The 20,342-nt window shown below is 60.4% G+C and carries 20 protein-coding genes and 1 pseudogene; 3 read left to right on the top strand and 18 right to left on the bottom strand.

All coding sequences use genetic code 11. The features are described 5' to 3' along the window. Positions 1-38 precede the first annotated feature (38 nt). From JWR98_RS26120 to JWR98_RS26055, 14 genes are all read right to left on the bottom strand, one after another. Positions 39-842, bottom strand: a complete 804-nt coding sequence (locus JWR98_RS26120) for a transglutaminase family protein (protein ID WP_078734306.1) — start codon at positions 840-842, stop codon at positions 39-41. After that, positions 839-1,789: an alpha-E domain-containing protein gene (locus tag JWR98_RS26115; protein WP_078734307.1), complete on the bottom strand. Its 951-nt coding sequence runs from the start codon at positions 1,787-1,789 to the stop codon at positions 839-841. Before JWR98_RS26115 ends, JWR98_RS26120 begins: the two co-directional genes overlap by 4 nt. Positions 1,790-1,793: 4 nt before the next feature. After that, complete coding sequence (locus JWR98_RS26110) at positions 1,794-3,203, bottom strand: circularly permuted type 2 ATP-grasp protein (protein ID WP_003175565.1); 1,410 nt, start codon at positions 3,201-3,203, stop codon at positions 1,794-1,796. Positions 3,204-3,564: 361 nt separating this feature from the next. Continuing rightward, a complete protein-coding gene (locus tag JWR98_RS26105; protein WP_003175566.1) occupies positions 3,565-3,906 on the bottom strand; it encodes a ribonuclease E inhibitor RraB in 342 nt (113 codons plus the stop codon). A 210-nt stretch (positions 3,907-4,116) separates the two neighbouring features. Continuing rightward, positions 4,117-4,353 carry a hypothetical protein gene (locus tag JWR98_RS26100; RefSeq protein WP_205491608.1) on the bottom strand — a complete coding sequence of 79 codons (237 nt, stop codon included), beginning with the start codon at positions 4,351-4,353 and terminating at the stop codon, positions 4,117-4,119. A 102-nt stretch (positions 4,354-4,455) separates the two neighbouring features. Continuing rightward, the gene (locus JWR98_RS26095; protein WP_205491606.1) at positions 4,456-5,061 is read right to left on the bottom strand and encodes an START domain-containing protein; all 606 of its coding nucleotides are present in this window, start codon (positions 5,059-5,061) and stop codon (positions 4,456-4,458) included. Positions 5,062-5,102: 41 nt separating this feature from the next. Beyond that, entirely contained in the window at positions 5,103-5,357 is a 255-nt protein-coding gene (locus tag JWR98_RS26090) for a YkgJ family cysteine cluster protein (RefSeq protein WP_003175569.1), read from the bottom strand. A gap of 161 nt (positions 5,358-5,518) precedes the next feature. Continuing rightward, positions 5,519-6,004 carry a translation initiation factor 2 gene (locus JWR98_RS26085; protein ID WP_078734309.1) on the bottom strand — a complete coding sequence of 162 codons (486 nt, stop codon included), beginning with the start codon at positions 6,002-6,004 and terminating at the stop codon, positions 5,519-5,521. A 103-nt stretch (positions 6,005-6,107) separates the two neighbouring features. Continuing rightward, positions 6,108-7,547, bottom strand: coding sequence for an aminotransferase-like domain-containing protein (locus tag JWR98_RS26080; protein WP_205491604.1), 1,440 nt, complete (start codon positions 7,545-7,547; stop codon positions 6,108-6,110). A gap of 282 nt (positions 7,548-7,829) precedes the next feature. Then, the gene (locus JWR98_RS26075; RefSeq protein ID WP_003175573.1) at positions 7,830-8,645 is read right to left on the bottom strand and encodes an OmpA family protein; all 816 of its coding nucleotides are present in this window, start codon (positions 8,643-8,645) and stop codon (positions 7,830-7,832) included. Then, positions 8,642-9,004 carry a DUF4398 domain-containing protein gene (locus JWR98_RS26070; protein ID WP_078734310.1) on the bottom strand — a complete coding sequence of 121 codons (363 nt, stop codon included), beginning with the start codon at positions 9,002-9,004 and terminating at the stop codon, positions 8,642-8,644. The genes JWR98_RS26075 and JWR98_RS26070 overlap by 4 nt, the downstream gene beginning before the upstream one ends. Positions 9,005-9,013: 9 nt before the next feature. Continuing rightward, the gene (locus JWR98_RS26065; RefSeq protein ID WP_078734311.1) at positions 9,014-9,829 is read right to left on the bottom strand and encodes a substrate-binding periplasmic protein; all 816 of its coding nucleotides are present in this window, start codon (positions 9,827-9,829) and stop codon (positions 9,014-9,016) included. Between the two features lie 84 nt (positions 9,830-9,913). Continuing rightward, positions 9,914-10,843 (bottom strand): electron transfer flavoprotein subunit alpha/FixB family protein, encoded by a 930-nt coding sequence (locus tag JWR98_RS26060; protein ID WP_205491602.1) that lies wholly within the window; start codon positions 10,841-10,843, stop codon positions 9,914-9,916. Between the two features lie 2 nt (positions 10,844-10,845). After that, on the bottom strand, positions 10,846-11,595 hold the full coding sequence (locus JWR98_RS26055; RefSeq protein ID WP_078825741.1) for an electron transfer flavoprotein subunit beta/FixA family protein: 750 nt from the start codon (positions 11,593-11,595) through the stop codon (positions 10,846-10,848). Between the two features lie 506 nt (positions 11,596-12,101). Between JWR98_RS26055 and JWR98_RS26050 the strand changes: the two genes are divergently transcribed. Then, on the top strand, positions 12,102-13,766 hold the full coding sequence (locus JWR98_RS26050) for an electron transfer flavoprotein-ubiquinone oxidoreductase (protein WP_003175578.1): 1,665 nt from the start codon (positions 12,102-12,104) through the stop codon (positions 13,764-13,766). 92 nt (positions 13,767-13,858) lie between these two features. Here the strand turns inward: JWR98_RS26050 and JWR98_RS26045 are convergent, their stop codons facing one another. After that, positions 13,859-15,064, bottom strand: a complete 1,206-nt coding sequence (locus tag JWR98_RS26045; protein WP_205491600.1) for a benzoate/H(+) symporter BenE family transporter — start codon at positions 15,062-15,064, stop codon at positions 13,859-13,861. Between the two features lie 347 nt (positions 15,065-15,411). Between JWR98_RS26045 and JWR98_RS26040 the strand changes: the two genes are divergently transcribed. Beyond that, positions 15,412-16,800, top strand: coding sequence for an aminotransferase-like domain-containing protein (locus JWR98_RS26040; protein WP_205491598.1), 1,389 nt, complete (start codon positions 15,412-15,414; stop codon positions 16,798-16,800). Here JWR98_RS26040 and JWR98_RS26035 read toward each other — a convergent pair. After that, positions 16,797-17,689: pseudogene (locus JWR98_RS26035) on the bottom strand (AraC family transcriptional regulator). The gene JWR98_RS26040 and the pseudogene JWR98_RS26035 overlap by 4 nt on opposite strands. 224 nt (positions 17,690-17,913) lie before the next feature. Here JWR98_RS26035 and JWR98_RS26030 point away from each other — a divergent pair. Further along, positions 17,914-18,966: an NAD(P)-dependent alcohol dehydrogenase gene (locus tag JWR98_RS26030; protein ID WP_205491597.1), complete on the top strand. Its 1,053-nt coding sequence runs from the start codon at positions 17,914-17,916 to the stop codon at positions 18,964-18,966. Here JWR98_RS26030 and JWR98_RS26025 read toward each other — a convergent pair whose 3' ends face one another. Together JWR98_RS26025 and JWR98_RS26020 are read right to left on the bottom strand one after the other, a co-directional pair. Continuing rightward, on the bottom strand, positions 18,967-19,770 hold the full coding sequence (locus tag JWR98_RS26025) for an IclR family transcriptional regulator (protein WP_042945151.1): 804 nt from the start codon (positions 19,768-19,770) through the stop codon (positions 18,967-18,969). It lies immediately after the preceding gene. A 93-nt stretch (positions 19,771-19,863) separates the two neighbouring features. Then, on the bottom strand, positions 19,864-20,342 hold a 479-nt coding region (locus JWR98_RS26020; RefSeq protein ID WP_425273222.1), incomplete at its 5' end, for an ABC transporter permease subunit.

The following is a 20,342-nucleotide window of genomic DNA, read 5'->3' as shown; positions in this document are numbered from 1 at the left end:
GAGCCCCCTCCCACATTTGATCCGCTGCGCCCTGAACATCATTGCTGCTGCACTGAGATCACCGGCGTCGGCGCCACGAATACCTTGGCGTGCATCTGCTCATGCCCACCGCCACGGCGCATGCCGCGCACCGGGCAGGCGTCCAGGTAATCCAGGCCCACGGCCAGTTTCAGGTGCCGCTCCGGCCGCGCCAACTGGTTAGTCACGTCAAAGCTGTACCAGGCGTCATCCAACCAGGCTTCGGCCCACGCATGACTGGCCAGGTGCGCGCTGTCTTCGGTGTACAAATACCCTGACACATAGCGCGCCGCAATTCCCAGGCTGCGCGCGCAGGCCAGGAACGCGTGGGTGTGGTCCTGACACACACCTGCACCGCCGGCAAACGCCTGAGCGGCGCAGGTGTCGACGGCGGTGGCCCCTGGCGTATAGACCATCACCTGGTTGAGCGCATGCATCAGATCGATCAAGGCGGTGCGGTCGCGACGTTGATGGCAATGCTGCTCGGCAAAACGGCGCAAGGCCTCGTCGGGCTCGGTCAGGCGCGTGCAGCGCAGGAACGGCAGCGCCGATTGGCTCTCGTGTTCGGCCTCGCGCAATTCGTCGATGTCCACCTGGCCACGGGCGCCGATGATGATGGTGTCATGCGGTTCATCCAGGGTCAGCACATGCAGGATATTGCCGAAGGGGTCGACCTGGGCGCGCACCGGGCGCGGCAGGTCCAGTTGCCAACTGAGTACCTGCTGGCGTTCGCTGTCGTGGGGGGTCACACGCAAGTATTGGATGCTGGCGCGCACTTGGTCTTCGTAGCGGTAGGTGGTTTCGTGGCTGATGGAAAGTCTCATGCCGCCTCCAGGTAGGAACTGTAGATGGCGTCGCCCAACTGGCGAACCAAAGGGATAAAGTCGGTCAACCAGGCGTGCAGGCCTTCCTCGAGGATTTCATCGATGGCGGTAAAGCGCAGGCGCGCATCCATCTCGGCGGCCAGGCGTTGGGCCGGGCGCCCGTTGAGGCCTGGCAGGCTGGCGAGGATCTGGTCGATTTCTTCACTGCAGGCCCGTAGCGAACGCGGTACGTCGGCGCGCAATAACAGCAAATGCGCCACTTGGCGGGCGCCGGGGGCGTCGCGGTAAATCTCGGTATAGGCCTCGAACGACGACAGCGCGCGCAACAAGGCGCTCCATTGATAGTAGGCATGAGCCGTGCCGTCGGTGACGGCGTCGGCGCGGTCGCCGGCCATTTCATAGCGCGCGTCCAGCAAACGCAGGGTGTTGTCGGCACGCTCGATAAAAGTGCCCAGACGAATGAAACGGAACGCATCGTTGCGCATGATGGTGCCGTAGGTGGCGCCCCGGAACAGATGGGAGCGCTCCTTGACCCACTCGCAGAACCGGCTCATGCCGTAGCGGCTCAGCCCTTGCTGGGCGATGTCGCGAATATCCAACCAAGTGGCGTTGATGTTTTCCCACATGTCGGCGGTAATTCGCCCACGCACCGCATGGGCACTGGCCCGCGCCGCGCCGAGGCAGCTGTAGATGCTGGCAGGGTTGGCCGCGTCCAGGGCAAAGAAGTGCAACAGGTTTTCGGCATGCAGTTCGCCGTGGCGCTCGCGGTAATCCTCCAAGGTGCCGGTGATCAACAATGGCATGGCCAGTTCGTGCAAACCGTCACCGCGCCCGTCCTGGGGCATCAGCGACAGCGAATAGCTCACATCGAGCATGCGCGCGAGGTTTTCCGCGCGTTCCAGATAGCGCGACATCCAATACAAATCCGAGGCGGTTCGACTCAACATGGCATCAGTCCTCCACCACCCAGGTGTCTTTGGTGCCGCCGCCCTGGGACGAGTTGACCACCAGCGAGCCTTCGCGCAGCGCCACTCGGGTCAAGCCGCCGGGCACCACACGGGTTTCCTTGCCGGACAGCACAAACGGGCGCAGGTCGATATGCCGTGGGGCAATACCGTTTTCGACAAAGGTCGGGCAGGTGGATAAGCACAGGGTGGGTTGAGCGATATAGGCGTGGGGCTTGGCCTTGATACGCGCGCGAAAGGCTTCGATTTCTGCTGCCGTGGACGCCGGGCCCACCAGCATGCCGTAGCCGCCGGAGCCCTGGGTTTCCTTGACCACCAGGTCCGGCAGGTTAGCCAGTACGTGGGACAGTTCATCGGGCTTGCGGCACTGGAAGGTCGGCACATTCTTCAGAATCGGTTCTTCATCCAGGTAAAAACGGATCATCTCGGTGACGAATGGGTACACCGACTTGTCATCCGCCACCCCGGTGCCAATCGCATTGGCCAGCACCACGTTGCCTGAACGATAGGCGGCGAGCAGGCCGGGTACGCCGAGCATGGAGTCCGGATTGAACGCCAGCGGATCGAGAAACGCATCGTCGAGGCGACGGTAGATCACGTCCACCGCCTTGGGGCCGTCGGTGGTGCGCATGAACACGCGGTCATCGCGCACGAACAGGTCGGCGCCTTCCACCAGTTCCACGCCCATTTCCCGGGCCAGGAATGCATGTTCAAAGAATGCGCTGTTGAAGCGCCCCGGCGTCAGTACCACCACGCTGGGGTTATCCAGCGGGCTGGCGCTTTTCAGGGTATCGAGCAGCAAGTTGGGGTAATGGTCGATGGGCGCAATGCGTTGGGCGGCGAACAGCTCCGGAAACAGGCGCATCATCATCTTGCGGTCTTCGAGCATGTAGCTGACACCGCTGGGTGTACGCAGGTTGTCCTCCAGCACGTAGTAGGTGCCATCGCCATCGCGTACGAGATCGACCCCGGAGATGTGGGAATACAGATCGCGATGCAAGTTCAGGCCCTGCATGGCCAGCTGGTATTGCTCGTTGGCCAGTACCTGTTCAGCCGGGATGATGCCCGCCTTGATGATGCGTTGCTCGTGGTAGAGGTCGGCGAGAAACATGTTCAGCGCCTTGACCCGTTGGATGCAGCCACGCTCGACGATCTGCCATTCACGGGCCGGAATACTGCGCGGGATGGTATCGAAAGGTATCAGGCGCTCGGTGCCCTGCTCATCCCCATAAAGCGTGAACGTGATGCCGGCGCGGTGGAACAGCAAATCGGCTTCACGCCGACGCTGGGCCAGCAGCTCTGCCGGGGTTTCGGCCAACCAGCGGGCGAACTCGCGATAGTGAGGACGCACCTGCCCTGCCCCATCGTACATTTCATCGTAATAAGTGCGGATCATGCCGTACTCCTTGTCACTCGGGACGCAAGAACCATCGCAAGGCCCGTGCCATCGGCATAAACACTTAAAAATCAGTGTGTTAAATAAATACGCGGACCTTGTCGCACCTTCCTGGTGCGCAGAATGCCCGGTGTGTTGTCGTGCGCCTCATCGCAATGCAGGCTTTGACTATCAACAGCATAGCCAGAGTTGATTTCACTGCCCGGCCAAGTCTGCGGATAATCGCGCCATCTGCTGAATATCCTTTGGCGCTCCGCTCTTCCCTTTGGGCCACCCTCGTCGGGTGCCTTTTTTTTATTGCACAAACAAAATCGGCCGACCCTGAGGTCAGCCGATACACGGTGTTGCGCGTGACAACCCACTACATGGGTAACGGGCGAACCGGGTGCTTGACACCCCACCCTTCTATAATCCCGCCAAGGGGTTCCACCACTGCTTCAAAGTCTTGCTCGAAGTCTCCTATGCCGTCGTAGGTTGCAAACATGACCTTGCTCAACTCCAGGTACCAGGCGCCATCGTCGCGCGCACTGACCTGAGCGTTCAGCGACTCTCCGCGAAACTCACCCGCAGCCCTGCGCGCCCGTTCCTCGTCCGGAAAAATGGCGTAGAACTCAATGGGGTGAAAACGTGAAAAGTCGAAACCGCCCTCTTTCATGCGGCGCAGAACGTGGGTACTGATGTCTTCTTGATAGGCTGTGCTCATGAAACGTCCTCCTCAAACCGATGGATAGACTTTCCGTGCTTCCCGAAGCCCGCGCCCTGCTGGCGCGAGGACGGCAATGACATCACCGCTGGAAAACAAGCATGTAGCTGACAAGACCAGACCTTAGCGATTCATTCGCTGATCTCACTTGCAGAGTAGCGCGAAGCTTTCACCTCCACCAGAGGGGCATAGAGCGTGTACAGCGATTATTCAGGCGGAGCGTACGACCTTGAGGTCTTTGATGCTGTTTTGATCGTGCAGGCTCTTGACGGTGGGATCAGGAACACGATCCGCAAGATCGTTGAGGTCCAATTTCTCAAGTACCGGCGACACGCGTATGCGCACCATCTGTGCAGCTTCTTCCAGCGTGGGCTCATGCTCACAGTCGAACTGCTCGACCACCGGTTCGCCACGGTCATTAATGAAAGAAACGTTCCACTTCGGCATCGGTGCCTCCTCGATAAAGCCCGCGTGTGGGCTTACAGGTATCTGGACCTTGAGGGCGTGGCAAACGTTCCGCTCAAGGCCCGAGGCACCGGATTGAACCGCTTATTTCTCAGCGTGTTCTTTCAAGGCTTTCAAGGTGTTGAACGGCGCGTCCACCACGAACTTGTTGGCCAGCCACGACGGCACGCTACCGCCTGGTTCGGTGTGTACCTGGTAAGTCACTTCGGTCTGGTTATCGCCTTTTGGCACCAGTTTCCAGAAGCCCTCGACCTGGGCGACACGAACAAAGCCTTTTTCCTCGGGCTGATAGGTCGGAACCTCCAGCAAGTTGCGCGTCACGCTGCCGTCAGCCCCTTTGGTGGTGGTGATTTTCAAGATTGAATCACGATTACTCACCGGAAACGGCGCGTTGAATTGCGTGTAGGTGTAGCTGACGTCCCCCTCATGTTTCAGCAACTTTTGCAGCTTGCATTCATGAATCCACTTACAGGCACCCGCCACGTCCTCCTGCAACGCAACGATCTTGGCCACCGGCGCCTTGATCACCGTGACACCGCGATACGCTTTGTACTTGGAACCGGCGACTTCGCTCAGGGACACCTTGATACCGTCTTCGTCCTTGGCGACCTGCCAATCCTCAGCCTGCGCAGTGGCAGCGAACAACACCGTAAAGCCGCACAGCACAGCCAGTCGTTTCAGCGAACCCATTGTTATATTCCTTATTGTTGAAGTTGCGAGAGTAAAGCCCATCAAGCCGCCGTCATCTGCTCCCACCAGCCGATCAACCGGATCGCATCGGCCTGGTCGGTGCCGCACACCTCGATATCCGCCTTGAAATCACTGCACACCGCCGGCCGTTCCGGCTGGCCGAACAGTTGGCATAACTGTTCGACCGACAGGTGCAGACAGCGTTCGCCCGCCGGCTTGCCATTGGGCATTCCGGGCAACGGCGAACTGATGGAGGGGGCGATGCAGCAGGCGCCACAGCCTTCGCGGCAATTCATGAACGGCAGGTCCTCAACGGCTCAACAGGGATGGCGGAGCTAGGGTACGCCCCTAAACAGCCGTTTTAAAATGGGTTAACAGGGGTTTTTCGCATAAAACAAATATGACTGACCAGTCTGCGACAGATGGTCAACGGCCCGCGTCACGCGCAGTGGAAAAGTTACTGCTTGAACTCGAATTCCAACGCGGCGCCTTCGACTTCCCGACGCTCTTCGTTACGCAGTTGCAGCTTCATCTCATTGCTGAGCAGGCGGCCGTTGATCTGGAAGGCGCTGTTATCCGTGGGTTTCTCGCCGAACATCGGCGGCAGCAACGGCACGCTTTTGGGCTTGGGCATGGTGCCAAGTGGCTGCAGGTGCCGGACCATGTCGGACGGTAAAGTGAGGTCCAACTGTGCCGGTGGCAGTTGGGTCTTTGCCGCTTCCTGGGATGATTTGGACCTTTTCGCCGAGGCACGTTTTTTAGCCGTAGCGGCTTTTTTCTTCGCGGCGGGGGCTTGCTGGGTTGCCGTGGTTTTTTTTGCGGTGGGCTTTTCGCTACTGGCAGCGGGCTTGTTTTCAGTCACGGGCGCTGCCGCCAGCACGGGACTGACGTTACACAGGCTTAACAGGCCAAGCACCAAAGCAGCGCGAAAAATACAGGTCATATCGCCTACAGCATTAACGGCAGAGGGCCATATGCTCGCTTGTTGTGCGTAGCATGACAAGCGCGGTGATGCGCCCGCTATCGGAGTTATCCCTATGTGCGCCTCAAAAACCTGCTGCCGTTTCCTGGCATAACTGGCTGGCCAGCATGCCCAGGGTCATCAACGCCCGCTCTGCCTCGCGGTTCCACGGCGTGCCGCAGTTAAGGCGAATACAGTGATTGAACTGCTCGGTATTACTGAAGATCAACCCTGGCGCAATGCTGATGCCCTGTTGCAGGGCGCGCACATGCAGTTCCTGGGTATTGACCCGCCCCGGCAAACTGACCCACAGGATAAAGCCGCCGGTCGGTCGGGTCATCTGCGTGCCCTCCGGGAAATACTGCTGCACCGCCAGTTGAAACGCGCTGAGGTTCTTGCGGTATTCCTGACGGATGTAACGCAGGTGCCGGTCGTAGCCACCGTTCTCCAGGTACGCCGCAACCCCCATCTGGGTCACGCTGCATGCCGAATGGGTGCTGAACATCTGCAGACGCTGGATTTCCTGCTGATACTTGCCGGCGATCATCCAGCCGATGCGCACCCCCGGCGACAAGGTCTTGGAGAAGCTCGAGCAGTAGATCACCCGATCCAGGCGATCATAGGCCTTGAGGGCCTTGGTGCGGCCCAGTTCGAACATCAGTTCGCCGTAGATATCATCTTCGACGATCTGGATATCGAAATCCGACGCCAGACGCAGCAATTGCTTCTGCCGCTCCTCGGGCATGGTGCCGCCCAGTGGGTTGCTCAGGCGCGTGGTCAGCACCAGCGCCTTGATCGACCATTGGTTGGCCGCCAATTGCAGGGCCTCCAGGCTCATGCCGGTGGAGGGATCGCAGGGAATCTCGATGACCTTGAGGCCGAGCAAATCGGCCAGTTGCAGCAAGCCATAGTAAGTCGGCGATTCCGCTGCGATCAGGTCGCCAGGGCGCGTCAGCACCCGCAGCGACATCTGCAACGCTTCGACGCAGCCGTGGGTGATCACCACTTCGCAAGGGTCCACTACCACGCCAGCATCGCGCATCCGGATCGCCACCTGGCGACGCAGCGGCTCGAAACCGGGGCTGAACATGTAGCTGAACGCCCGCGGGCTCTGGAACCGCGTAACCTTGGCCAGTTGCTGGTGCAATGCGCGGACCGGCAAGTAATCGACACTCGGCACGGCCGCGCCCAAAGGAAATACGCCTTCGCGGCGCGACTCGCCCAATACCTGCTGAATGATGCTGCTGCGGGTGACCAACCCAGGACGTTCGACCCGTGCGATATCCGGGGTCGGCGCGGTCAGCGCCGGCGTCTGGTGCACGTAATAGCCGGACTGCGGCCGCGCCCGGATCAGCCCCTGGTCTTCCAGATTAGCGTAGGCCTGCAATACCGTGGCATGGCTCACGTTGAGCTGGGAGCTCATCTTGCGCACCGAAGGCACACGTTCGCCCGGTTGATAGACACCGCGCCGGATGTCCTCGGCCAGTTGCTGGGCGATACGTTGATAAAGCAACAGATTGGTCATGACGCAGCACTCGATTTCACGGGTATTTTATTTTTGTGTGAAACATACCAGCACAGTTTAGAAGTGTACGGGGACAGTTGCCACAATAGTCGAGCGCGGGCGGGAGTGACAGTAAAAACTATGGGGACACAGGGATTCTCGGACGAACATCGAACAAAAATGTGGGAGGGGGCTTGTTGCCGATAGCAGTGGTTCAGTCGATATCTTCACTGACTGGTATTCCGCTATCGGGAGCAAGTCGAATCGTCGCACCGCCTCTCCCACATTGATCCACACAAGGCTTCAGCGGGCGGCGCCCAACTGGCCTTTTTCGTCGGAGAACACTATTTCCACGCGACGATTCTGCGCCCTGCCCCGTTCGGACGCGTTGGCCTCCACCGGGTACTGGTCGCCATAGCCTTCGACCTGGATGCGTTTTTCGTCGATCCCCAAATCCACCAGCACATCAGCCACCGATTGTGCGCGGTCACGGGACAGTTTGAGGTTTTCCTGCTGGCCGCCGGTATTGTCGGCGTAACCCTCAATGCGCACCACGCGCTTGGGGTTCAGTTGCAGGAACTGCACGATCTTCAACACGGTGCGGTTGGCCGAGTTTTTCAGCTCCGCTTCGCCCGTGTCGAACAGCACATCGCCCAGGGTCATCACCAGGCCACGGTCGGTCTGGGTGGTGGTCAGGCTGGCGATCTGCTCTTCAAGCCATTTGCCCTGTTGCTGCACGCTGATCAGCTTGCTTTCACGCAAGGCCAACTGCAGGCGCTGGCGTTCCAGTTCGAGCTTGGCGGCGCGCTCTTCGTTAAGCGCCTGCTCGGTGTGTTCGCGGGCGATGGCGCTATAGCGTTGGCTCAAGTAGGCGTAGTGCACCACGTCCGCGCCGCTGCCCCAGTAGCTGGACAAGCGATCGGCGCGTGCCAGCGATTCACCGGCGCGAATCACGTCCTTGGGCGCGATGCGCAGCACATTCGCGTCTTCCTTGACCTTCTGGAAATCACTGCCGGCCTGTTGCAACGCCTGCTCGCCATTGGGGTGGCTCGCGCAACCACCCAACACCGCACTGCCCAGCAGCACGGCACAGCTCACACCACGCATCATCGGGCTCATTGGGCTTCTCCCAACTGCAATTGCTTGCGCAGGCGCGTAATGCGGGTATTGAGCACGTTGAGTTGTTCCTGGCTTTTGCGGGTCAGTACCTGCGCTTCTGCGAGGCGTGCGTCCAGCTCGGCCTGTTCGGCCTGCATGCGCGCGTCCTTATAGGATTGGTCGGCCATGTCGGCCTTGGCCTGGGCGAATTTGTCTTCGGCCAGTTTCAATTCGGGTGATTCATCGGCGCTGGCGCCAACCGCATTGGCTTGTTCCAAGGCCTGCCGGGTGAGGCGAATCTGTTCATTCGGCGCAGGATCGGCTGCACATCCCGCCAGGGCAACAACGGCGAGGGCCGCGAAAAAAGGTCGAAGAGTCACTGAAAATCCCTACTGTGTTGGGGTGCCGACGGGTTGTTGCAATTGTGCTTTCCAACGCTCCAGATTGCGCTGCAGCGCGGCTTCCGTCACACCAGACCCTGGCAATTCTGTCATCTTTTTGGTGAGCTGTCCGCGCAACCACGGATCATTGCAGGCCGAGTTGTGGGAAATCGCCAGGTACAGGCCGGGCTGATCGACAGGCGTATCGCGAGCGATCAGGTCATTGTTCATGCCCAACGTCTGGGCCATGGCCATGCCGGAATAGCGCCCGGCGAGCACGTAATCCACCTCGCCCAACAGCAATTTCTGAAATGCCGGGGTCAAGGTCGGGAACCGTTGCAGGGTGAGGTGCTGCTCGGCGAGGGTGTCGAATTCACGGCTCAAACGGGCCCGTTCCGATACCGCACCCTTGAAACCGTGCAGATCGGTCGCCGTGGCATAGGCCAGCGCCGAATCCTTGCGCGTCCACACCAGATAGTCGCTCTGCACCAGTGCCGGGTGGATGTAGTCGAAGTTGTCCAGCTCGGCGTGATTGAGCGGTGCATCGGCAAAAATGTCCATGCGCCCACTGCGTACTTCGTCCAGGGCCATGGAACGCTTGCCACCGTAGAGCAGGTCAATTTTCACACCCAGGTCTTTCGCTACCTGCTGCAACACATCGGCAGTGGCACCGATCAGGTGAGTGGGGTCCTGGGGGTCACGCCAGAGCAAGGGCGGTGCGTCCGGGCTGCCGGTGATCACCAGGCGCTCACATTTGCCGGCGGCCAACGCCAGGCTTGGCAGCAGCGAAAGGCCCAGCAAGACGACCCAGGGGCGCATTTCCATGGCGGTTTTCTCCGATATTCACAAAAGGCCGGATAAAAAAAACCCGGTCACAAGACCGGGCTCTTTATAAGTGAAGCGGCTGGATTAGACCAGCTTCGAAAGCTCCGGTATGGCTTCGAACAAGTCCGCCACCAGGCCGTAATCGGCTACCTGGAAGATCGGCGCTTCTTCGTCCTTGTTGATCGCAACGATCACTTTGGAGTCTTTCATACCGGCCAGGTGCTGGATCGCGCCGGAGATACCGACCGCGATGTACAGCTGTGGCGCGACGATCTTGCCGGTCTGGCCGACCTGCATGTCGTTGGGCACGAAGCCTGCGTCGACAGCCGCGCGGGAAGCGCCGACGGCCGCGCCCAGCTTGTCGGCCAGGGCGTACAGGTGTTTGAAGTTGTCACCGTTCTGCATGCCACGGCCGCCGGAAACGACGATCTTGGCAGCGGTCAGCTCAGGACGATCCGACTTGGCCAGCTCTTCGCCAACGAAGCTCGAAGTACCGGCGTCGTGGGCAGCAGCAACCGCTTCAACGGCAGCCGAACCACCTTCGGCGGCAACCGGGTCGAAACCGGTGGCGCGCACGGTGATGACCTTGATCGCAGCGCTCGATTGCACGGTGGCAATGGCGTTACCGGCGTAGATCGGGCGCGTGAAGGTGTCGGCGCTTTCAACCGAGATGATCTCGGAGATCTGGTCAACGTCCAGCTGCGCGGCAACGCGCGGCAGGATGTTTTTGCCGTTGGAGGTGGCGGCAGCCAGGATGTGGCTGTAGCCCTTGCCCAGCTCTGCCACCAGCGGCGCAACGTTTTCCGGCAACTGATGCGCGTAGGCGGCGTTGTCAGCGTTGAGCACTTTGCTCACGCCCGCGATTTTCGCGGCGGCCTCAGCCACGGCGCCAGCGCCCTGGCCGGCGACCAGCACGTGAATGTCGCCACCGATTTTAGCGGCGGCAGCAACAGTGTTCAGCGTGGCCGGGGCCAGCACTTTGTTGTCGTGTTCGGCGATTACCAAGATAGTCATGGTTAGATTACCTTCGCTTCGTTTTTCAGTTTCTCGACCAGTTCAGCCACCGACTTGACCTTGATGCCCGCGCTGCGTGCAGCCGGCGCTTCGACTTTGACAGTCTTGTTGGTGGAGGCGGTGGAAACGCCCAAAGCGTCCGGAGTCAGCACTTCAAGAGGCTTCTTCTTGGCTTTCATGATGTTTGGCAGCGACGCATAGCGCGGCTCGTTCAAACGCAGGTCAGTGGTGACGATGGCCGGCAGTTTCAGCGAAACCGTCTGTGCGCCGCCGTCGATTTCGCGGGTCACGGCAACGCTGTCGCCGCTCACTTCGACTTTGGACGCGAAGGTGCCCTGGCCGTAACCGGTCAGCGCAGCCAGCATCTGGCCGGTCTGGTTGTTGTCGCTGTCGATGGCTTGTTTGCCGAGGATCACCAGCGAAGGCTGTTCCTTGTCGACAACCGCCTTGAGCAGCTTGGCAACCGCCAGGGAGGTCAGTTCTTCAGCGGATTCGACGAGGATGGCACGGTCGGCACCCAGCGCCAGGGCTGTACGCAGCTGCTCTTGAGCAGTGGTCGGGCCGATGGACACCACCACGATTTCAGTCGCGACGCCTTTTTCTTTCAGGCGTACGGCTTCTTCCACGGCGATTTCACAGAATGGGTTCATCGACATCTTGACGTTAGCAAGGTCGACGCCGGAATTGTCCGCCTTGACGCGAACTTTCACGTTGTAATCGACAACGCGTTTGACAGCTACAAGAACCTTCATGGATTCCTCGTTACTCTCCGGTGAAAAGAAAGTCGCCTAGGCGAACCTGGCGGTTGATGCTCATCGGCACACAAGGGCACCTCCAAAAACCTGGGCAAGTGACCTTGCTCACGGGAAATGATGACCGTTCGTCAGTGGTGACTGAGAGGTCATTCTTTATCGCGGCGTGTAAACTGCGCGCCATCGTTTCAGCGTGCGTCACCTGTCTCGCTTTTGGACGTGCTCTTGAAACCTGCTGTCTGCCTACGGTAAGCGCAAAACCGACCGTATATTGACCGGAACGCCTATTCTGGTCAATACGGCAAAATGGCCAGTCATAAGCCGCGTTGCTTTGATTTACCTAGCCTGCGGGCAATTCAAACAAACGTTTGTATTGGACGCTGACAGTGGTCTATATATAATGCGCCACCTAGAGAGAAAGGTGGGTCTTGCCGTTGCCGCAGGACGACACCGAACCTCCACCCATTAGAAAAAAAGCCTGTTGAGCCTTGAGTAGGAGATAGCCTGTGGAACGCGAATACATGGAATTCGACGTGGTCATCGTCGGCGCTGGCCCGGCGGGCCTGTCCGCCGCCTGCCGACTGAAGCAGAAGGCCGCCGAAGCCGGTAAGGAAATCAGCGTCTGCGTGGTCGAGAAAGGCTCCGAAGTCGGTGCGCACATCCTCTCCGGCGCCGTGTTTGAACCACGCGCCCTGAACGAATTGTTCCCGGACTGGAAAGCCCTCGGCGCCCCGCTCAACACCCCTGTGGTGCGCGATGACATCTATGTACTGCGCAGCAGCGATGCCTCCACCAAGGTACCCGACTTCTTTGTGCCCAAGACCATGCACAACGAAGGCAACTACATCATCTCCCTGGGCAACCTGTGCCGCTGGCTGGCCCAGCAGGCCGAGAACCTGGGCGTGGAAGTCTACCCAGGCTTCGCCGCCCAGGAAGCGTTGTTCGACGAAAACGGCGTGGTCCGCGGGATCATCACCGGCGACCTTGGTGTCGACCGCGAAGGCCACCCCAAAGAAGGCGTCTACACCCCCGGCATGGAGCTGCGCGGCAAATACACGCTGTTCGCCGAAGGTTGCCGTGGCCACATCGGCAAGCAACTGATCAAGCGCTTCAACCTGGACAGCGACGCCGACGCCCAGCACTACGGCATCGGCCTCAAGGAAATCTGGGAAATCGACCCCGCCAAGCACCAACCTGGCCTGGTGGTGCACACCGCCGGTTGGCCGCTGGACATCATGAGCAACGAGAACACCGGTGGCTCGTTCCTCTATCACCTGGAAAACAACCAGGTGGTGGTCGGCCTGATCGTCGACCTGTCCTACAGCAACGCCTTCCTGTCGCCATTCGACGAGTTCCAGCGCCTCAAGCATCACCCGGTGCTGGCCCAATACCTCGAAGGCGGCAAGCGCATCAGCTACGGCGCCCGCGCCCTGGCCAAGGGCGGCATCAACTCGTTGCCGAAGATGGTCTTCAAGGGCGGCGCTCTGATCGGCTGCGACCTGGGCACCATGAACGTGGCCAAGATCAAAGGCAGCCACACCGCGATGAAGTCCGGCATGCTCGCCGCCGACGCCGTGGCCGAGCGTCTGTTCGCCGAATCCGAAGGCGGTGATGAACTGACCAATTACGTCGACAGCTTCAAAGCCAGCTGGCTCTACGAAGAACTGTTCGCCACCCGCAACTTCGGCCCGGCGATGCACAAGTTCGGCCCGATCATCGGTGCCGGCTTCAACTGGTTCGACCAGAACATCCTCGGCGGCAAAATGCCGTTTACCTTGCACGACACCAAGCCGGACTATGCCTGCCTGAAGCTGGCCAAGGACAGCACGAAGATCGACTACCCCAAACCTGACGGCAAGCTGAGCTTCGACAAGCTGAGTTCGGTGTTCATCTCCGGTACCAACCATGAAGAAGAACAGCCGTGCCACTTGAAGTTGAAAGACCCGAGCATCCCGATCGGCACCAACCTGCCGCTCTACGATGAACCGGCACAGCGCTACTGCCCGGCCGGCGTGTATGAGGTGATCACAAAAGAAGACGGCGAGAAGCGCTTCCAGATCAACGCCCAGAACTGCGTGCACTGCAAGACCTGTGACATCAAGGACCCTTCGCAGAACATCACCTGGGTCACGCCGGAAGGCGCAGGTGGGCCGACTTACCCGAATATGTAAGACGGCTCCTCACAAAGCCCTTCGCCACACACCAAAGCCAACGCTTCATGCGTTGGCTTTTTTGTATCCGCACGGCGGCTAAACCGACGCGATCATGACCGGCTGACCTCGGCAACGGCGGTGGCTTTACGTTGCCGGGTGTAGCTCAGCACGAAGTACGCGACGAGGCCAAAGATCAGGCCCCAGAACGCAGCGGCCAGCCCCAGGAAGCTCATGCCCGAAGCGGTGACCAGGAAGGTAATCAGTGCCGCTTCGCGTTGTTTTTCGTCGGCCATGGCGCCCGTCAGCCCGGCGCTGATTGCACCGAACAGCGCCAGGCCCGCCAAGGAAGCAATCAGTTCCTTGGGCAAGGCAGAGAACACCGAAGCCAGGGTCGCGCCAAAGATGCCCATCAGAATGTAGAACACCCCACAGGCGATCCCGGCGATGTAACGCTTGTCGCGGTCTTCATGGGCTTCGCGGCCAGTGCAGATGGCAGCGGTAATCGCCGCCAGGTTAAAACCATGGGAGCCGAACGGCGCCATCAGGATCGAGCCGATCGCCGTCACTGAAATGATCGAGCGCGCCGGCGTGTTATAGCCTGCGGTGCGCAACACCGCCATGCCCGGCACGTACTGACCGGTCAGGGTCACCAACGCCAGCGGCAGGCCGATATTGATAATGGCGTGCCAGCTCCACTGCGGCGCGATAAACACCGGCTGGGCCACGGCGATGGTGATTGCACCGCTGTTCAATTCACCAAACGAGACAGCGACCGCGCAGCCGATGATCAGCACCGAGAGAATCGCGTAACGCGGCGAAAAGCGCTTGAACACCAGGTAAGTCGCGAGCATCGCCAGCACCAGCACCGGTTGCAGCTTGATCGAGGTGAACAGCTCGGCGCCGAAGCGGAACAGGATGCCGGCGAGCATGGCGGCGGCAATGGCCTTGGGCAGGCGACTCATCAGTTTGTCGAATGCGCCGGACAAGCCCACCACCGCAATAATCACTGACGCAACCACGTACGCGCCGATGGCCTGCGCCAGGGTCACCGTGGGCAGCATCGAGACCAGCAACGCCGCCCCCGGCGTTGACCACGCGGTGATCACCGGCACCCGCAGGCGCCAGCTCAGGAACAGGCCGGTAATGCCGCTGCCGATGGAAATCGCCCAGATCCACGACGACACCTCGTCATTGGGCAGGTGCGCTTCCTTGGCCGCCTGAAACACGATGATCAAGGGACCGGCATACGAGATGATCACGGCGATAAAACCGGCAATCACAGCTGACAGGGATAGATCCTTTCTGAGTGTGTCCATGATGTCTCGACTTGGCGCGATAGCGTCGCGCAGTGGCCAGGGGATGATTGAGTCGATTGACTCGATTCAATGCGAGTGTATTTGATCGAATTGAATTGATTCAATACATAACCCAACCATTGCCTCATCTTTCTTTATGATTACAGATGAAGGCTTTCGTCGACTTATAGATAACTATTTGATTCTTATATAAATAATCTCATAAAAAATATTTACTTAAAAAATCGTCCCACGGCAAAGATTCGCCTCAAGCGACTCAATAAATCGATTAAGTCGCGTCATTGGCAGAAAACCTCCTGTGATATGCTCGCCCCCTTCATCATTTCTACGATGGGCAGTGATCATTCATGTGGGTTCCCCAGCTAAGCGAGTTCAACCAGCCGATGTATTTGGCGATTGCCGACGCCTTGGCGCGCGACATCAGCAATGGCGTGTTGAACAAAGGCGAGCGCCTGCCGACCCTGCGGGAGCTGGCCACGGCCCTGGATGTGACGCCGGGCACCATCAGCCGCGCGTACAGCGAAGCGCAGCGCCGTCGCCTGGTGCAGGGGGAAGTGGGCCGCGGTACGTATGTGCTCAGTCAGAAACAACCGGAACCGGCGACAAGCAACAGCCCGGCGTCGCTGAACCTGGGGCAGCCGGAACTGCTCGACCTGTCGATCATCAAGCCCGGCAGCGAAACCCTGGAGCACTGGCTGCGCGACGCGCTGATGAACCTGGCCAGGAGCACCGATTTCGCCGGCGCCCTGGATTACGCCCCGGATGGCGGTCACCCGGCGCATCGCGAGGCGGGGGCACAGTGGCTGCGGCATGCATTGCCCGATGCACAATGGCAGCAAGTGATCATCACCGCCGGCGCCCAGCATGGCTTGATGGTGGCGATGAGCGCCCTGACCAACGCCGGCGACCTGGTGCTCTGCGAAGCGCTGTGCTATCCCGGCATCATTTCCCTGGCTCACGGCCTTGAACGTCGCCTGCGTGGCGTACCGATGGATGACGAAGGCATCATTCCCGAGGCGCTGCGCGAACTGTGCCTGCGGGAAAAACCGGCGATGCTGGTGTGCGTGGCGACCTGCCAGAACCCGACGGCGGCGATCATGTCGCAAAAACGCAGGGCGCAGATCGCAGCACTGGCTGAAGAGTTCGACTTCATCATCCTCGATGATGACATCTACGGTTTTCTTGCCACCGACCCGTCCATCAAACCCCTTTCGGCGTTTGCGCCGGACCGTTCGGTGTACCTCACCAGCCTGTCGAAATCGGTGATGCCCGCGCTACGCATCGGCTATCTGCATAGCCCGCCAAAATGGCTGTCGCGCCTCAGCTCGATGGTGCGCAGCAGCGTCTGGATGCCATCACCGCTGACCGCGCAACTGGCCAGCAATGTGATCAGCGAAGGCATGGACAGAAAACTGATCCGCATCCACCGCAACGAAGCGGCCGCGCGGCAAGCGATTGCCCGCGAGATTTTCGCCAGATTCGAACTCAAGGCCCAGCCCTATTCCTACCATGCCTGGCTGACCTTGCCCGAGCCATGGACCAGCGACGAGTTCACCCTGCTGGCGCGGGCCAATGGCGTGCTGGTACTCAGTGGCACGCAGTTCCAGGCCGAACGCTCCGGGACGACACGCAGTGTGCGACTGGTGCTGATGTCGCCCACCAGCCAGGACGAACTGCGCTTCGCCCTGACCAAACTGGCCAGCCTGATTGAATTCGACCCCCGTCGTTACTACTAGGCCGCACGTTCCTCGCCCGGGTTACGCTCGAAGTAGCGCTTGTATTCGCGGCTGAATTGCGACGTGCTCTGATACCCCACGCTGTGCGCCGCCTGCGCCACACTCACTCCCTCCACCAGCAGCAACTGCTGGGCTTTGAGCAAGCGCAGGCGCTTCAAATACTGCACCGGCGACAACAAGGTGCAGCGCTTGAAGTGCTCGTGAAAAGTCGACGCGCTCATGTGCGCATACCCGGCCAATGTCTCGATATTCAGCGGCTCGGCGAAATGCGCATGCAGGTGGTTCAATGAAGTGGCGATGCGTGAAAATTGCCCCTGTTGCTCCACCAGCGCGCGTAATACATCGGCCTGGGGTCCGCGCAACGCGGTGAACAATAATTCGCGCACCCGCGCCGGCCCGATGATCCGGCTTTCCAGCGGATCGTGCAGGCACTGCAACAGCCGCTCGACGCAACCGCGCATCGCATCATCGAGCACCACCGAGCTCATCGACGCCAGGGTCTGCGCCGTCGGAGGCGGCCCGGCCTGCATGCCCATGGCCATCACCAACTCACCCAGCACCACCCGGTCGATACCCACCGTCACCCCCAACAACGGCGCACCGGGGGCCATGGCGAAGGTCTCGCATTCGAACGGCACCGGCATGGCCTGGATCAGGTAATGCCCGGCGCCGTACTCTAGCGTGCGCGGCCCAGGTACGCGACTTTGCTGCCCTGGGCCACGAACATCAGGCTCGGCTCATAGATCTGCGGCCCGCGCGCCACATCGCAACTGGCGCGCAATACCTTGACGCCGGGCAGGTGGGTGGGGGAAAAACCGTCGCGGGACGTAAGCCCCTCGATCAAGGAAACCAGCGTGGCGTTGGCGTCGAGATGGCGGGTCAGCAGCATAAAAGCAGTTCTCGGAAAATTCACGACTCGGTGCAGGGCGGCAAGCGTTCAGCCACAAGCTGCAAGACAGTTCGCAGTTTATCGCGTGTCGCTTGCCGCTTGCCGCTTTCAACTGCTCCCCCGGAGCTTTAGGCATGAGACTCGGAGCAATCGCCATGGCCGCCCGCAGGCTCGGCGGGGAGAATGGCCCGCCTCACTTTTCACTGCTTTTGCGAGGTTTTCCCATGTACACCGCCATCGGTTACGCCGCCCAGTCGGCCACCACTCCCCTCGCCCCGATGTCCTTTGCACGCCGCAGCCCACGCGCCGATGATGTGGCCATCGAGATTCTCTACTGCGGCGTCTGCCACTCCGACATTCACCAGGCACGCAACGAGTGGGGCATCGCCGTGTACCCGCTGATGCCGGGCCACGAGATCGTCGGCAAAGTAACCGCCGTCGGCGCCAGCGTCACCGCCCATAAAGTCGGCGACCTTGTGGGCGTCGGCTGCATGGTCGATTCATGCCGCCACTGCGACGCCTGCAAAGCGGACCTTGAGCAATATTGCCTCGAAGGCCCGACCATGACCTACGCCACCCCGGACCGCGTGGATGGCAGCAACACCATGGGCGGCTACTCCGACAGCATCGTGGTCAGCGAACACTTCGTGGTGAAGATCCCGGCCAAGCTTGACCTGGCCAGCGCCGCGCCGATCCTGTGCGCCGGCATCACCACCTATTCGCCGCTCAAGCACTACGGTGTGAAGGCCGGCGACAAGGTGGGGATTCTCGGCATGGGTGGCCTGGGCCACATGGGCATCAAGTTCGCCAAGGCCATGGGCGCCGAAGTCACCTTGTTCACCCGCTCCGCGAGCAAGGCTGAAGAAGGCCGCCGCCAGGGCGCCGACCATGTGATCGTGTCCACCGACGCCGAGCAGATGAAAGCCGCCGCCGGGCACTTCGACTTCCTCTTGGACACCATCCCGGTGCAGCACGACCTGAACCCCTACCTCGACGTGCTGCGCTTTGATGGCGTGCATATTTTGGTCGGTTTGATCGAGCCGGTGGACCCGCCGGTCAACGCCGCCAAACTGGTATTGGGCCGTAAAGTGCTGGCCGGCTCGCTGATCGGCGGCATTGCCGAAACCCAGGAAGTCCTGGACTTCTGCGCCGAGCATGGCATCACCTGCGACATCGAGATGCTCGACATTCGCCAGATCAACGAGGCCTATGCGCGCATGATCGCCGGTGATGTAAAGTACCGTTTTGTCATCGACATGGCGACCTTGAAGGCCTGATCAGGCCTTCGCGCCCAACTCCGCCGACAGCCGCGCTGCGACCTGCTTGATCACAGGGATCAGCTCGGCCATTTTCTCCAGCGGCATGTAGGGCACGGTACTGGCGATGCTGATACCGGCGACGATTCGCCGGCTGGCATCGCGCACCGGTGCGGCGACGCAACGGATCGACGGTTCGTTGTCTTCCAGATCGAACGCATAACCGCCCAGCACATACTCGTGCATGCGCTGCTCGAACTGCGCCCAGGACTGTTCCGGGTGCTGCGGCCATTGCAGGTTTTTCCCACCCGCCGGCAAGCTGGTTTCGTACAGGCGTTGCCACTCCTGGACCGAGTCATCCAGTAGCATCGCCTTGCCCACGCCTGTGCGCGCCAACGGCATGCGATGGCCGACCCGTGAACGCATTTCCGGGCCGTTGCGGCCAGGGTTTTTGTGCAGGTACAGCACGTCGTCGTATTCGCGAATGGCCAGGTGGATGGTATCGCCGGTCAGCGCCGACAATTCATCCAGGTACGGCACCGCCAGCGTCACCAAGGGCAATTCTTCCCGGGCCTGGAACCCCAACTCGATTAACTTCGGCCCCAGCAGATAACCGACCTGCGGCACCACGCGCAGGTAACGCTCTTCCACCAGGCAACTGGCCAGGCGGTGGGTGGTGCTGCGGGTGGTGCCGATGCGCTTGGCGATCTCTTTCAGATCCCGCGCACCGGCCGCCACCGCTTGCACCACGCCCAGGCCACGCAGCAAGGTCTGGGTGCCGGTGGGAGCGGCGTCTTTGACGGGGGTGTGGGGGGTTTCCTGCATATCGGGCCTATTGGGAAGTACGAAAACGGCGCCATTATGGCAAATGCTGCCCTTCTGAACAGAGGAGATCCACTGTGTTCTACAGACCGGGTTTCAGCGTTGTTTCATGCGGTCGATAATCACCGCCAGCAACAGGATCGAACCACGGATCACGTACTGATAAAACGTGTCGATGTTCTTCAGGTTCATCGCGTTTTCGATGATCGCCAGGATCAGCACCCCGGCAATCACATGCCGGATCATGCCGATACCGCCGCTCAGCGACACCCCGCCCAGCACGCACGCCGAAATCACCGTCAGCTCGAAACCCTGCCCAATCATCGGCTGGCCCGAGGTCATGCGCGACGCGAGGATCACCCCGGCCAGTGCGCCGATCAGACCGTGCACGGCAAAGATCAGGATCTTGGTGCGATCAACGTTCACCCCCGCCAGCAACGCCGCTTCCGGGTTGCCGCCGATGGCCATGGTGTTGCGCCCGTAGGTGGTGTAGTTGAGCAACCAGCCGAAAAACAGGAAGCACAGGATCGTGATCAGGATCGGCACCGGCACGCCAAACAACTGGCCATTGCCGA

This window comes from Pseudomonas lactucae (assembly GCF_016937615.1).
Taxonomy (GTDB): Bacteria; Pseudomonadota; Gammaproteobacteria; order Pseudomonadales; family Pseudomonadaceae; genus Aquipseudomonas; species Aquipseudomonas lactucae.
The sequence above is the reverse complement of the archived record's forward strand: the minus strand, read 5'-3'. Positions and strand labels throughout refer to the sequence as shown.